18 protein-coding genes are annotated in these 14,430 nt (G+C 30.7%); 15 read left to right on the plus strand and 3 right to left on the minus strand.

Features of this window, described 5'->3' with window-relative positions; genetic code table 11:
* Positions 1 to 73 precede the first annotated feature (73 nt).
* Together Q0616_RS00555 and Q0616_RS00560 are read right to left on the minus strand one after the other, a co-directional pair.
* Positions 74 to 289 carry a hypothetical protein gene (locus Q0616_RS00555; protein ID WP_171623406.1) on the minus strand — a complete coding sequence of 72 codons (216 nt, stop codon included), beginning with the start codon at positions 287 to 289 and terminating at the stop codon, positions 74 to 76.
* An 81-nt stretch (positions 290 to 370) separates the two neighbouring features.
* Positions 371 to 964, minus strand: coding sequence for a hypothetical protein (locus tag Q0616_RS00560; RefSeq protein WP_171623407.1), 594 nt, complete (start codon positions 962 to 964; stop codon positions 371 to 373).
* 261 nt (positions 965 to 1,225) lie between these two features.
* On the opposite strand from Q0616_RS00560, the gene Q0616_RS00565 reads away from it, so the two are divergent.
* The 12 genes from Q0616_RS00565 (at position 1,226) to Q0616_RS00620 (ending at position 12,450) form a co-directional block, all read left to right on the plus strand.
* Complete coding sequence (locus Q0616_RS00565) at positions 1,226 to 2,209, plus strand: MoxR family ATPase (protein ID WP_171623408.1); 984 nt, start codon at positions 1,226 to 1,228, stop codon at positions 2,207 to 2,209.
* 23 nt (positions 2,210 to 2,232) lie between these two features.
* The gene (locus tag Q0616_RS00570) at positions 2,233 to 3,105 is read left to right on the plus strand and encodes a DUF58 domain-containing protein (RefSeq protein WP_171623409.1); all 873 of its coding nucleotides are present in this window, start codon (positions 2,233 to 2,235) and stop codon (positions 3,103 to 3,105) included.
* Positions 3,105 to 4,070 (plus strand): BatD family protein, encoded by a 966-nt coding sequence (locus Q0616_RS00575; RefSeq protein WP_225539805.1) that lies wholly within the window; start codon positions 3,105 to 3,107, stop codon positions 4,068 to 4,070. The genes Q0616_RS00570 and Q0616_RS00575 overlap by 1 nt, the downstream gene beginning before the upstream one ends.
* 2 nt (positions 4,071 to 4,072) lie before the next feature.
* Positions 4,073 to 5,089: a VWA domain-containing protein gene (locus Q0616_RS00580; protein ID WP_225542633.1), complete on the plus strand. Its 1,017-nt coding sequence runs from the start codon at positions 4,073 to 4,075 to the stop codon at positions 5,087 to 5,089.
* The gene (locus tag Q0616_RS00585) at positions 5,089 to 6,099 is read left to right on the plus strand and encodes a VWA domain-containing protein (RefSeq protein ID WP_171623412.1); all 1,011 of its coding nucleotides are present in this window, start codon (positions 5,089 to 5,091) and stop codon (positions 6,097 to 6,099) included. Before Q0616_RS00580 ends, Q0616_RS00585 begins: the two co-directional genes overlap by 1 nt.
* Before the next feature lie 17 nt (positions 6,100 to 6,116).
* On the plus strand, positions 6,117 to 6,968 hold the full coding sequence (locus Q0616_RS00590) for a tetratricopeptide repeat protein (RefSeq protein ID WP_171623413.1): 852 nt from the start codon (positions 6,117 to 6,119) through the stop codon (positions 6,966 to 6,968).
* Entirely contained in the window at positions 6,968 to 8,767 is a 1,800-nt protein-coding gene (locus Q0616_RS00595; protein ID WP_225542630.1) for a BatD family protein, read from the plus strand. The genes Q0616_RS00590 and Q0616_RS00595 overlap by 1 nt, the downstream gene beginning before the upstream one ends.
* 159 nt (positions 8,768 to 8,926) lie before the next feature.
* The gene (locus tag Q0616_RS00600) at positions 8,927 to 9,553 is read left to right on the plus strand and encodes a hypothetical protein (RefSeq protein WP_260541565.1); all 627 of its coding nucleotides are present in this window, start codon (positions 8,927 to 8,929) and stop codon (positions 9,551 to 9,553) included.
* A gap of 66 nt (positions 9,554 to 9,619) precedes the next feature.
* Complete coding sequence (locus Q0616_RS00605) at positions 9,620 to 10,813, plus strand: histidine kinase (protein ID WP_284582955.1); 1,194 nt, start codon at positions 9,620 to 9,622, stop codon at positions 10,811 to 10,813.
* Between the two features lie 8 nt (positions 10,814 to 10,821).
* Positions 10,822 to 11,574: a LytTR family DNA-binding domain-containing protein gene (locus Q0616_RS00610; RefSeq protein WP_225542627.1), complete on the plus strand. Its 753-nt coding sequence runs from the start codon at positions 10,822 to 10,824 to the stop codon at positions 11,572 to 11,574.
* 46 nt (positions 11,575 to 11,620) lie between these two features.
* On the plus strand, positions 11,621 to 12,235 hold the full coding sequence (locus Q0616_RS00615) for a MarC family protein (protein ID WP_298774086.1): 615 nt from the start codon (positions 11,621 to 11,623) through the stop codon (positions 12,233 to 12,235).
* Positions 12,236 to 12,249: 14 nt separating this feature from the next.
* A complete protein-coding gene (locus Q0616_RS00620; RefSeq protein ID WP_171623416.1) occupies positions 12,250 to 12,450 on the plus strand; it encodes a hypothetical protein in 201 nt (66 codons plus the stop codon).
* 46 nt (positions 12,451 to 12,496) lie between these two features.
* Here Q0616_RS00620 and rnpA read toward each other — a convergent pair whose 3' ends face one another.
* A complete protein-coding gene (gene rnpA / locus Q0616_RS00625) occupies positions 12,497 to 12,877 on the minus strand; it encodes a ribonuclease P protein component (protein WP_171623417.1) in 381 nt (126 codons plus the stop codon).
* Between the two features lie 112 nt (positions 12,878 to 12,989).
* Between rnpA and Q0616_RS00630 the strand changes: the two genes are divergently transcribed.
* From Q0616_RS00630 to Q0616_RS00640, 3 genes are all read left to right on the plus strand, one after another.
* Positions 12,990 to 13,400 carry a BrxA/BrxB family bacilliredoxin gene (locus Q0616_RS00630; protein WP_171623418.1) on the plus strand — a complete coding sequence of 137 codons (411 nt, stop codon included), beginning with the start codon at positions 12,990 to 12,992 and terminating at the stop codon, positions 13,398 to 13,400.
* 150 nt (positions 13,401 to 13,550) lie between these two features.
* Positions 13,551 to 13,877 carry a hypothetical protein gene (locus Q0616_RS00635; RefSeq protein WP_298774089.1) on the plus strand — a complete coding sequence of 109 codons (327 nt, stop codon included), beginning with the start codon at positions 13,551 to 13,553 and terminating at the stop codon, positions 13,875 to 13,877.
* A 10-nt stretch (positions 13,878 to 13,887) separates the two neighbouring features.
* On the plus strand, positions 13,888 to 14,430 hold a 543-nt coding region (locus Q0616_RS00640), incomplete at its 3' end, for a T9SS type A sorting domain-containing protein (protein WP_298774091.1).

Genomic DNA, 14,430 nt, shown 5'->3' on the forward strand with positions numbered 1-14,430 from the left:
TAAAAATAAAAATGAAAACAAATAAATCAAAAAAGCTGTTTTTAATGAATTAAAATTTAGATAAATTTTTTAATTAGTTTGTGTTTATAGTTCGTCTTTTTTGTTCCAAAGCAGGCGATTGTTTTTGATTTGTTGATTCGCGTTTTTCAGGAGCCATTTGCTCTGCTTTTTTAGCATCATTTTTCTTTTCAGTTTTCGTTGTACTTTTTGATTTTACAGGAGTTTTTTTATCCTGAGCAGATAAAGTTACAACAGCCATTAAACTTGCTAATACTAGTAATTTTTTCATTTTTTAATTTTTTTCAATTAGTGTTAAATAAAGATTTAGTTAAAAATAATAAAAAATTTTAAATGATTAGAATATAATTACTTAATATTTTAATTCTTTGCTTAATAATTTTCCAGTTGATTCATAAGCCGAAGCAATTCGTCCATATTCCATAACAAAATCATTTTTTCCAGAAGTTCCTTTTATTTTATCTGTTTTTATAGATAATAAAATGTGAGAAGGATTTGCAGTTTCAATAAAATGAAGAGTTGTACTCAATTTTGCTGGTTCTATCGCAATTCCCGCATGATAACCTGGGTAAATCCATTCCGAATTGATGATTAAGGTATATTTAGCAGAAGAATTTTTTACAAAATTTATTTTTTTTGATTTTGTTGTTCCTTTTATAAATTTATCTAAATAAGTAGAATTTTTGTTTTCATTCCAATCTGCCAGCCATTCTTTCCAATAACTTTCACCTCTTTTTGGATTGTCCAATACATCTTTTTCTCGTTTTTCTAAATATTCAGTTTCAGTTTTATTTTCATTATAAAACTTCACATTGTCAAAAACAAGTTCGACATTGATTTCTTTTTGATCGCTTAGAAAATTTGTGTTTCCAGATAAAATTTGAAATTTTTGTCCAAAAGATAAAATGCTTAGCATTAAGCAAATAGTCAATACATAATTCTTCATAGTGTATTAATTTTAGTAAAAATATAAATATTCTTTAAATTGTTTTTGATAACTCTGAATACGAAAATTTATTGTTTATAAATAGTTTGTAAGTAATAGAAAATATTTTATAAAAAGAGTGGTCAAAACGTTTGGTATACTACTTTTGTCTTAACAAAGTTTAACAATATTGTATGAAAGTTTTAAACTCTAAATGAATTGTATTTGTTACTTTTAGAGGAAATTTGAATCAATTATATAAACATTAATTTCAACGAAATTTTGGATATACAACAACTAAACCTACAAATAGAGGCAAAAAGCGAAAGCATTGCAAGGTTAACAACGGAAATTAATAAAACGATTATTGGACAAGAAAAAATGATTGAAAGTCTATTAATCGGATTACTTGGAAATGGACATGTTTTATTAGAAGGAGTGCCAGGATTAGCAAAGACTTTAGCGATTAAAACGTTATCTGAAGCTGTAGATGGTTCTTTTTCTCGTATTCAGTTTACTCCCGATTTATTACCTGCAGATGTTGTTGGTACTTTAATATATAACGTAAAAGAAAACGATTTTCGAATAAAAAAAGGGCCGATTTTCGCCAATTTTGTATTAGCTGATGAGATTAACCGTTCGCCAGCAAAAGTACAATCTGCATTATTAGAAGCGATGCAAGAACGTCAAGTTACGATTGGAGACGAAACGTATCCTTTGCAAAAACCTTTCTTGGTTTTGGCTACTCAAAATCCAGTGGAACAAGAAGGAACTTATCCCTTACCAGAAGCGCAAGTTGACCGTTTTATGATCAAAACGGTGATTACTTATCCAGAATTTGAAGCAGAACGCTTGATTTTGAGAAATTCGATTAATCAAACTTTTCCAAAAATAGAGAAGGTTATTTCTGTTCAAGAATTATTGGATGCACGCGAAATGGTGAAACAAGTTTACATGGACGAAAAGATAGAAAAATATATTTTGGATATTATCTTCGCTACTCGTTTTCCAGAAAAAGTGGGATTAGAAAAATTGGTACCAATGATTTCATTTGGTTCTTCTCCTCGTGGATCAATCAATTTGGCGCAAGCTTCAAAAGTGTATGCATTTTTGCGCAAACGTGCTTACGTTATTCCAGATGATGTACGTGCAATGGCTAAAGATGTGTTGCGTCATCGTATCGGAATTAGCTACGAAGCAGAAGCAGAAAATGTTTCGCCAGAAGAAATTATCGACAATATCCTAAATGTTGTTCCAGTTCCTTAAATCTATTCTAAATCTTTTAAACATTGGATGCAAAAGAAATCATCAAACGTGTAAAACGTATTGAGCTAAAAAGCAAGCGCAAAGCGAGCAACCTTTTTATGGGTGAATACCAAAGTTCATTCAAAGGAAGAGGTATGATTTTTAGCGAAATTCGTCCTTATCAATATGGTGATGATGTTCGTAATATTGATTGGAATAAAACGGCACGATACAACGAACCTTATGTAAAAGTTTTTGAAGAAGAACGCGAGTTAACCATGTTTTTATTGGTTGATGTTTCAAATTCTGGAAACTTCGGAACGCGAAAACAAATTAAAATGGAAACAATTGCTGAATTGAGTGCAACATTAGCTTTTTCCGCAATTACCTATAATGATAAAGTAGGTTTGATCTTATATTCGGATCAAGTCGAAAAATTTATTCCACCCAAAAAAGGAAAACAACATGTATTGCGTTTGGTGAGAGAAATTGTTTCTTACGAACCAAAAAGCAAAAAAACAGATTTGTCTGTGACATTAGAAACTTTTATGAATTTAGTTCGTCGAAAATCGAATGTTTTTATTTTGTCAGATTTTATTGATTCTTCTGATTACGAAAAAGCATTGCGAATTGTGGCAAAAAAGCATGATGTAACGGGAATCCGTGTTTACGACGAAAAAGAACAATCTTTTCCTGATATTGGTTTGGTCCATGTACAAGATAATGAAACAGGAGAAATCCGTTTGATTGATACTTCATCTAAGAAATTGCGTCAACAATATGCACAATATTATTACGATTTAGATCGACGCTATCAATCTATTTTCAAAAAAAATCATTCGGGTGCAATTAGTATTCGTACCGACGAAGATTATGTTCGCCCATTGTTAAACTACTTTAAAAGTCATAAAGCCTAATGAAGAATTTATTGCTTTTAGTCAGTTTTTTTATCTTAAACTTTTCATTTGCGCAAGAAATTATGCCCAAATTGGATCGCACAACGATTAAAGTTGGCGAACCAATTCAATATGAAATAAAAATAGATTTCAAAAAAGGAGATAAAATTGTTTTCCCTACCATTTCAGATTCCTTAAATTATCACATCGAGGTTTTAGATCAAAAAATTGATACGGTTAAAACAGAAGGAAAATCTGAAATTGTTCAGCAGTTAGAATTGACAGGTTTTGAAGCAGGAAAATTTACTATTCCATCTTTTATCATTCAAAAAAATGACAAAGATTTAACCACAAAACAACTTGAAATTGAAATACAAGATGTTGAAGTTGACACGACTAAAAATGCTATTTTTCCAATTAAACCAGTCATGGAAGAAGAATATTCTATTCGTGATTATTGGAATAAGTATTGGTTGTATGGAATTATTGCGTTCATATTATTTATAATTGCTGCAGTTTTATTAATCTTATATATTCGTGCCAAGTCAAAACTTTCTGGTGATAAACTATATAAAACGCCTTATGATGAAGCAAAAGCAAGTTTGAAAGCGTTAGATGCAAAAAAATATTTGAAACGTGGTGAACAAAAAGAATATTACACACAATTATCATTTATTGTTAGACGATATTTAGGAAGAGTATATAATTTTTCTGCTTTAGAAATTTTGTCTGATGATTTGGTGAAATATATTGCAACAAAACAGGATGTTTTACCAGATGATGTTCAGAAATTTAAACAATTTTTGTTCGATGCAGACTTGGTGAAATTTGCCAAACAAGAGTTTGATGATTCTACAAATAATATGCACCGAAATTGGGTAGATGAATTTGTAGAGCGTATAAAACCAATAGAAATACCTGAAAATGAAGATCTAAATAAAGATCAAGTGACAGGCGAAAAATATAAACAGTTTAATAACAATTAGGAATGCTAAATTTTGAGTTTCAAAATCCTTGGATCTTACTCTTATTACTTGCTTTACCTTTCTTTATTTTTAGAGAAATTCGTAAAACGAGTCAGAAAAAAGCATCCTTAAAATTACCATCACTAAAAGCATTTGGTGGTGCGAAAAGTTCGTTAGCAACATACAAACCTATTTTATTTTTGATGCGAATAATTGCGATGGCCTTATGCATTGTAGCATTAGCTCGTCCACGTTATGTTGATGTGACTACAAAAATAAAATCTGATGAAGGTGTTGATATCTTATTAACAGTTGATACATCGTTGAGTATGTTAGCACGCGATTTGAAACCAGATCGATTAACAGCGCTAAAAGATGTTGCAAAAGATTTTTCACTTGGAAGAAAAACAGACCGAATTGGTTTAGTCGAATATTCTGGAGAAGCCTTAACACGTGTTCCGCTTACAACCGATCGTGATGTATTAACACAAGAAATTGAGATGTTACATTCGGGCAGTTTGGCTGATGGAACAGCTATTGGAATTGGTTTAGCAACAGCAGTTAATCACCTTAAAAATAGTAAAGCAAAATCGAAAGTAATCATATTGATTACAGACGGTGTCGAGTCGATTAATCCTTCGGGAGATTTGATGTATGTATCACCAAGACAAGCAGCTGATATCGCCAAAGATAAAGGAATAAAAGTGTATACCATTGGTATCGGAACAAACGGATTGGCACCTATGCCAATTGGTTACGATATGTTGGGCGATTATGTATTTGAGATGCGTCCTGTACAAATTGACGAAAAATTGTTGGAAGAAGTTGCTGATAAAACGGGAGGTTTATATTTCCGAGCGACCAATAATGAAAGTCTTAAAAATATTTATCAAGAAATTGATAAACTCGAAAAAACAGAAATTAACGAAGTCAAATATTATAACTATACCGAATTGTTTGCTCGCTTTTTATTGCCAGCATTTATTATTTTGGTATTAGAAGCTATTTTGCGAAGAACCTTTTTTAAAGAATTAATCTAATGCAGTGGGGAGAATTACATAATATTTGGTTGATGATTTTATTGTTTATCGTTATTTTTTTATCGATAACAGTATTTCAATGGCGCGAACGTGTAAAGAAAACATTTGCTGATAAAGAATTATTTCCATTTGTTTTTCCAATCACTTCTTCTAAACGTTATGGTTTTAAAATTGTCGTTTTTTGTGTCGCTTTATTTTTGATGGTTATCGCGTTGATGGATCCGCTTTACGGTGAAAAAGAAGTACAAGTAAAACGGGAAGGAATTGATATGGTTTTCTTATTGGATCTTTCTTCAAGTATGAATGCGCAAGATGTAGCACCTTCTCGATTAGAAAAAGCAACGAAGTTAATCACCGAAACACTTGGACAGTTAGGCGGAGATAGAGCTTCTTTGGTTGCTTTTGCAGCGAATGCGTATACGATTTCTCCGTTGACAAATGATTATGCTGCGATCGAAAGTTATTTGCAAAATGTTAATACAGAGTTAATTTCGAGCCAAGGAACAAATTATTTGAATGCGATTCAAGAAGCTGCAAAAACATTCAAAGGTTCGGCGAATACAAGTAAATTAATTGTATTAATTTCTGATGGAGAAGACAATGAAAATACCGTTAATCAAGCATCTAAAATTGCAAAAGACAACGGGATACATATTGTTACAATTGGTGTGGGAACAGATAAGGGTGCACCAATCCCGATGTACTATAATGGCTACGCCGAAGACTATAAAAAGGACGAAACAGGCTCTACAGTAATCACAAAATTAGAAGATAAAAATCTTCGCGAATTAGCACAAGATACAAACGGAACGTATATTCATCTGGATAATACACAAGATGCTTTATCTGCTCTATCAATGTATAAAGCTCGATTAGATAAAAACGAAATAGCAAATGCCACAACAAGAGATATGAATCACATTTATCAATGGTTTTTAGCGGTTGCGGTGTGTTTACTTTTTGTGGAATTATTAACATCTGAATATAAGATTTTTAACAAAAAGAAATAGTAAGTTTGTATGGTAAAATGATGTATTTTTTAAAACAAATAGGATTTTTAGGAATAATGCTTTTATCCGTTTTTGGTTATAGTCAATCGAAAACGAAAAGCTACATTATTGAAGGAAATGAGTATTATCAAAAAGGAAAATTTGATAATGCAGAAGTTGCCTACAAAAAAGCTTCGATGGAAGATCCAACTTCTGTCAAAGCAAATTATAATTTAGGAAACGCTTTGTTTCAACAAAAACGCTACAAAGAAAGTATTGCTCATTACAAGCGTTCTGCAGAAGTTTCTAAAACGAAGAATGATAAACATCTTGCTTATCATAATTTAGGAAATGCATTTATGCAAGAAAAAGATTATCAAAATGCGGTTGATAATTATAAAAAAGCCCTTAAAAATGATCCAAAAGATGATGCCACACGTTACAATTACGCCTTAGCAAAAAAAATGTTAGAAAAGGAACGTGAGAAACAAAAAGATCAAAATAACAAGGACAATAAAGATCAGAATAAGCAAGATCAAAACGATCAACAAAAACAGCAACAGAATAAACAGAACCAACAAAACCAAAATAAGCAGCAGCAAAATCAGAATCAAGCACAAAATCAACAATCTGATCAGCAAAAACAGCAAAATGAGGAAGGAAATCCGAAAGCTGGCGGCGAAAATGGAAATAATAAAGGACAAGGAAATAATTCGTCTCCAGAAATAACACAAGGAAATAATGGAGATGGAAAAGAACAAGATAATGCAAAGAATAATTTGAGTGATGGTTTACTAAAAGCATTGCAAAATCAAGAAGCCAAAACGCAACGAAGAATTATTCAGCAAAAAGCAGAAAAACAACGAACAACAACATCTAAGGATTGGTAATGACAACGGCAAGAGTTTTAAATAGTTTTTTAGTATTTGCCCTAACGTCTATTACAGCGTTAGCACAACAAATTACTTTTAAATCTGATGCAGATAAAACGCAGGTCAGTTTAGGAGAAGCATTTAGTGTGGGCTTTTTTATCGAATCTAATACCGATAGTTATACGATTGATCAACCAATGAAATATCCTCCGCACAAAGGATTACAAATTGTTGGAGAACAACGTTCTCAAAACGTGTCGTATATAAATGGTCGAGGAATAATAGAAGATGGAATTATCTTAGCTTTTGTAGCAGAAAAAGAGGGGAAATATAGAGTTGGAGCTGCAAAAATTGTCATTAATGGGAAAACGTATACATCAAAACCTGTTGATGTTGTTGTAAAAGGAACTGGATTAACCCACAATAATTATAGAAGTAATACTTCGCAACCTGTTTTTTTACAAAGTAAAGTTTCGAAAACAAATCCTTATGTTAACGAACAAGTTAGTTTATCGGTAAAATTATATGCAAAAGATTTGTCATACTTAAACCGTAAACAGAATTTTAGACAAGGTAATTTAGATGGTTTAAGCCCTAAAATTGTTAAAAGTTCTCCAGAAAATATCAAACAAGAAATAGTTGCGGGTAAACAATATTTTTCTGAAGAAGTTGCACGTTATTATGTATTTCCTCAGAAACCAGGAAAAATAGAAATTGATCCGTTTTCAGTTGATGTCGTATTGCCTACAACCTATGGAGCAGAAGCGGTAGAAGTGCGTAGTAATCCAGTTGTAATTAACGCTAAAGAATTACCAGAAAATGGTCGTCCAAAGAATTTTAGCGGTGCAGTTGGGCAATTTAAAATGAATGCTTCAGTTGATAAAAAAGAAGTTTCAACGAATGAAAGTATAAATTTTGATATTGAAATTGTTGGAACAGGAAACTTCAATACAATCAATTTACCTGAAATCAATGCACCTAAAAACGTAGAAAAATTTGCACCTAAAAAACGTGATGCCTACAAAACTTACGATACGGGAATGAAAGGAAAGGTAGCTGAACAAACTGTTCTTGTTCCAAATTATGGTGGAGAATATACAATCTCACCAGTTGAATTTAGTTATTTTGATCCTGCAAAAGAAAAATATATCACGTTAAAATCTGACTCAATTCAACTAAATGTTTCAGGTTCTAAAAATGCAGACTCTACCAAAACTCTAACATCAAACAAAACATCAGACTCTACAATTTTAGAAAAATTTGATGAAATTAAAAACGATGTTAAAGAAGGAAAAAGTGGCTGGTTGTGGTTAACTGGAGGTGTGATTATTTTAAGTGCAGGAGGTTTATTTTTGATGAAAAATAAAAATAATTCAACAGAAAAAGAAAAATCAGAACCAAAAGTAAAACCAATCAACGAACAGAAAAATTTCGAAGCTTTTCAACCCAAAATAGAAACACAAAAATTCACATTGGTAGAAAAACCAATAATCAATTCTAATCAAATTTCAGCTGAATTAGAAGAACTGAAGCAGAAAATAAAAGCAGAAGATCAAAAAGATTTTTATCAATTACAAGAAAATATTTTGTGTAATGTGGCGATGAAAAATACGAATACAGATTTAGCTAATTTTTCGGATGAAATTATTGCTGAAAAATTACTGAAAAATGGTGTAAGTGAACTTGCTGTTGAACAATGGACTTTGTTGTTGAATAACGCTAGACAAGCTAAGTATGCTTATGGTGGCCTGAATCAAAATTTAGACGAAGTTTTCGAAGCAACACGAAATGTAGCAGAAGAATTGATGCGAAAATAAATTTCAAATTTTTTAGATCATAAAAGGGATAATCTCAATTTTTGAGTTGTCCCTTTTATTTTACAATTCATCCACAATATTTAACAGCTCATCAACATATAATTTCAAAATTAATTGGTAGTTAAGAACTTTGATTCAACAAATTAAAACACACCAATTATGAAAACAATCTTCTTAACTATCGCAACATTATTTTCAATATCAGCTTTTGCACAAAATAAATTTGAATCAGATTTGAGTACTATTTTAGTCGAATGGAACAAAGGAAATCATTCTTCAGAAGCTAATTTTAAGCAATTAATCAACGACTATCCGAATGAATGGTTACCAAAATATTACTTGTCTTTATCTGAAATCCTAAAAACGTTTGAATCGAATGACGCAGATTATAACGAAAAAATTTTATCACAAGTAAAAATTCAATTAGATGATTTATTGAAAAGTAATCCTTTAAATACAGAGATTTTAAACTTAAAAGCCTTGTATTTAACAGCAGAAATTGTGCAGAATCCAATGCAGAATGGAGCTGTTTATTATGGCGAAGTTTTACAAATCTATCAAAAATCGTTGGCATTAAATCCGACAAATCCACGTTCTGTTTTAGGATTGGCAGAGTTTAATATCAATTCGGCAAAGTACAGTGGAATGGATATTACACAAGATTGCAAAAATGTAAAAAAATCTTTAGCTTTATTTGATGCTGAAAAACCAAAGAATAACGAACCAAAATGGGGTAAAAATCGTGCGCAAAACTTGTTGAATAATGAATGTAAAACTGTACAATAATGATAGCTTTAGTAGCACAGTTTATTCACGAAATTATTTTTTGGTTGATTAATTTAATTGCTTGATATGAATAGTGATGTAAAAAAAATAATTTTTGTATTAATACTGATGATTTATTCATTAGTGTCAATTAAGAATGAAGTTATTGGAAATAATATTATTAGATATTTAGCTTTAGGATTGATTATTTACAAATTTGTAAAAGGTATAATCGTTTCAGATAAAAAATTGATTCTACGAAATACGCTAATTCTGTTTATTGTGAATATTTTGATTTATAGCATTATTTTTTTAACATCTCCTAATATTACGATGAATCAATTTTTTCATCCCGAAGCGTTAAAATATTTTATTGGTTATTTTTCTTTCAGTATTGCGGCATCGTTTGTAAACACTAGTGTTTTTAACGATTTCAAAAAAAATGATAAACAAATAGATAATCCTAAGAGTGAGATTTGGAAATATTTTGTTCAATCAATTGTTTTTACTCAATTACTTTATTTTGTTTTTGTAAACTTTGACAATCTATTTTTCATTAAAAAAGTATTTTATAGTCATTGGATAAATTATTTTTTAGTTGGAATTATAACAATTATATTCTTGTTATTCTTCTATTTTCTTGAGCGAAGACGTTACAAATTAGAAACTAAAATAGTTCTTGAATCAACAAAAGCCGAAACGGCTACCGCAAATTTCGAAACCTTAAAAAATCAATTAGATCCTCATTTTCTTTTTAATAGTTTGAATGTTTTAACAGGTTTAATTGAAGAAAATCCAGCTAATGCAATTGATTTTACAACGTCGCTTTCTAAGATTTATCGCTATGTTTTAGAACAAAAAGACAAAGAAGTTGTTCCGATTCAAGAAGAAATAAATTTTGCAAAAACGTATGTTAAGTTACTCAAATTGCGTTTTGAGAATAGCATTGATTTTGAAATTGAACAAACAACTTTCTTTGAAAACGAATTTATTGTTCCGCTTTCTTTGCAGATTTTATTAGAAAATACGATTAAACATAATGTGGTTTCGGAACAAAAACCATTAAAAATAAAAATTTATAAAAGAGATGATTCATTAATTGTAGAAAATTCTTTTCAACCCAAAGATTCTATCAAAGAATCGACAAGAATTGGACTGAAGAATATTATTAACCGATACCAACTAATCTCAAATCGAGAAGTGAATATTGAAAAAAATCAAGAAGTTTTTCAAGTTCAACTTCCTATTTTAACTCAAAATGTGAATACTGAACTAACATAAAAAAACGGATGAAAATACTAATTATAGAAGACGAAAAGCCTGCAGCGCGTTTGTTGAAAAGACGTGTAGAAAAATTGGGTTATCAAATTCATGAAATGCTACATTCTGTTGAAGAAAGTGTTGCTTGGTTGAAGGCAAATCCGCATCCAGACTTAATTTTTTTGGATATACAATTGTCAGATGGTTTGTCCTTTGATATTTTTAATCAAGTTAAACTCTCTTCCTCTATAATTTTCACAACAGCTTATGATGAATATGTATTGAAAGCTTTTAAATTAAATTCGGTTGATTATTTGTTGAAACCAGTTGACGAAGAGGAATTGAAATTTGCAATAGATAAGTTTGAAAAACAATTTCAACAAGCTTCTTCAAGCTTTAATTTGAATGAATTGAAAAGTCTTTTTTCATCACAACAAACAGAAAATTATAAAGAACGTTTTTCCATTAAAATCGGAACTTCCATAAAAATTATAGAAACCGAAAACATCGAGTGTTTCTTTAGTGAGAACAAAGCTACTTACATACATACAAAAGACAATCGTAATTATGTAATTGATTTTTCTTTAGAAAAAGTAGAAGATCAACTCGATCCAAAGAAATTTTTTAGGATTAATCGTGGTCAGATCATTCACATCGATTCGATAAAAGAAATAACAATGTATTCTAACTCAAGATTAAAAATAGTTTTAAATACTTATAACGAATTGGATTTGATAGTGAGTCGAGAAAAAGTAACTGATTTTAAAAATTGGTTAGAATAATAAAAATTCTTTATTTTGTAGACAAATTAACATCTAAAAAAATAGAATGAATAATATTGTTTCTTTTTTCGAAAAACTTTCTATTAGTGAGATCGGAACCACATTTGCGGTACTTTTTGCAGTTATTGATATTTTGGGAAGTATTCCGATTATTGTAGGAATTCGAAGTAAAGTGGGACATATACAATCGGAGAAAGCTACGATTGCAGCTGGTATTTTATTGATTTCTTTTCTATTTTTTGGAACCAAAATTTTAAAATTAGTAGGTGTTGATGTTCAGTCGTTTGCTATTGCTGGTGCTTTTGTGATTTTTATCATCGCGTTGGAACTGATACTGGGAATTGAAATACAGAAAGGCGTCGAATCTAACTCTGCATCCATTGTCCCTATTGCGTTTCCGTTGGTAGCAGGAGCTGGATCATTGACAACAGTTTTGTCGCTTCGTTCGCAGTATGCAGATATTAACATTGTGATAGCTATTATTTTAAATATGTTAATCGTATATTTGGTGCTGAAATTTGCAGGTAAACTCGAAAAATGGTTGGGACCTGGAATTTTATCGGTACTGAAAAAAGTATTTGGAGTGATATTATTGTCAATTGCAATCAAATTATTTACCTCAAATATCGGTGCTTTGTTTATGAATGAAATTAATATTTAAAAATTCATTATCTAATGAAAACATATATTTATATCGCAACAATTGTTTTGTTGATAGGATTAGGTTATAACCTATATGAGATGGATTATAAAGCTGGATTGATGGCTGAAGCAAACTTTCGTAGTGTTTTAGGAATTGGAGCTTCTGTTTGTGGATTAATTTTAGTATCTGTTTATTTTAGCTTTTTCCGCTTACAAGCAAATCTTAAGAAGTAAACTATTTATCTGTAGAAATAAAATAAAAAAGATTAACCCGAAAAGGTTAATCTTTTTTTGTTTGTATCGCTTCGTTTAACTTTTCTAATAATATTTTGACAGAATTTTCAATCACTTCAAAAGGTTGATGTTTAGATGAAGTATAAATCATCACCATATCGATCGAATATTGATCTGAAGTTTGAATTAATAATTTATTTAATCGATAAGCTTCTTTTACACGACGCTTCAAAAGATTTCGATCTACTGCGTGTTTAAATTTTCTCTTCGAAACACTCACTCCTACTCGAATATCATACTCTTCTTTTGGCTTGATTTTGTAGACAAATCTGATGGGATGAGAAACAAATGTTTTTCCATCAGAAAACAATTCATCGAATGCTTTTCTGCTTTTAAGTTTCTCATTCTTACCAAAAGTCAATTTCATATTGCTAAATTCTACGTAAATTTGTAATTGCAAAAGTAAGTATTCTAAAAAGTTTTAGAATTATGTAACTTTGAAAATAATTTATTTTTATTAAAACAAAAAAAAGAAGAATATGTATCCAGCAGAAATAGTAATGCCGATGAAGGCTCAGTTAACTTCTAATGGTTTCGAAGATTTAACAACTCCAGAACAAGTAGAAGCAGCAATCAAACAAGAAGGAACAACTTTGGTAATGGTAAACAGTGTATGTGGTTGTGCTGCAGGTGCTGCACGCCCGGGTGTTGTAATGTCGTTGAATAATGAAAAAGTTCCAACACATTTAACAACAGTTTTCGCAGGATTTGATAAAGATGCTGTAGCAAAAGCGCGTGAGTTTTTTGCACCATTTCCTCCAAGTTCTCCAGCTGTAGCTTTGTTCAAAGATGGTGAATTAGTTCATATGTTAGAGCGTCATCATATCGAAGGACACTCTGCAGATGCTATTGCAGAAAATTTAAAAGCTGCCTATAACGAGTTTGCTTAATACGATATAAATCTTATTAGGATTTATTTAACCCATAATCATTGTGATTATGGGTTTTTTATTTTTTTTTTGTTAATTATTTTGAAATTGTAATATAATTGTTTAGTTTTATTCCATATTAAACAGAAATAACACTAAAAATTAATAATTATGAAGAAAATTTTTACGCTTTTATCAATTGCAGCATTAACAACATCCTTTGCACAAGTTCAGAAAATAAATTCAGTCGAAAAGTTAGAGACCAAAGTTAACAATGTAGAATTAACTAATAAAGTTGATGAGACTACATATTCTCAGCTTTCTTCTGATGACTTGTCACCAGAAATTAGTGTTTTGTCATGTCAAGATTTACAAGCTCCAGTACAAATAAGTAGAGGTTATGATATGAAAGCAGATTATGGAATCAATGTACCTTTTACTGTTACAAAAATTAATGTAGCAGGAAAACCTTACAAGGATGGAGTTGTAGAGGTCTGATTACATGCTGTTGTCAAATAGTGAACTGACGGATGCCTATGGGGCTTTAGTTTTTACATCTGCAGAAGATGCAGGATGGTATGATATAGAGCTTGATGATCCTTATACAATTCCTGTAGGTCAAAAGTTTCTAACATCCATTGTTGCTTATATTGGTAAATTTAATACAAATCCTAATGGTTCTTTTATTCCTTGGGTAAATAATGAAGGTACTACTGAGACTAGACCATCTTGGTTTGGAGGAGAAGCTGGACTATGTGGTATTGATGAAGACGGTAATTATGTAAATATTTCATCTATACCTGATTTTGCTGATACTGGTGTATATTTATTGAATGTAACAGGAAATGCAGAAGGTTTAGGTACTGTTGAGTTAGGATCTACAAATTTAGCTGTATATCCAAACCCAGCTACAACAGAAGTTAACGTTAAATTAGAAGGATCTAAAGTTGCAGATGTAACAGTTGCAGATGTAACAGGTCGTGTAATTCCAGTAAGCTTCTCTAAAGATGGTAAAGTTGATACATCAAGATTAGCTGCAGGAGTTTACTTC

Source organism: uncultured Empedobacter sp. (assembly GCF_937930195.1).
GTDB classification, from domain to species: domain Bacteria; phylum Bacteroidota; class Bacteroidia; order Flavobacteriales; family Weeksellaceae; genus Empedobacter; species Empedobacter stercoris.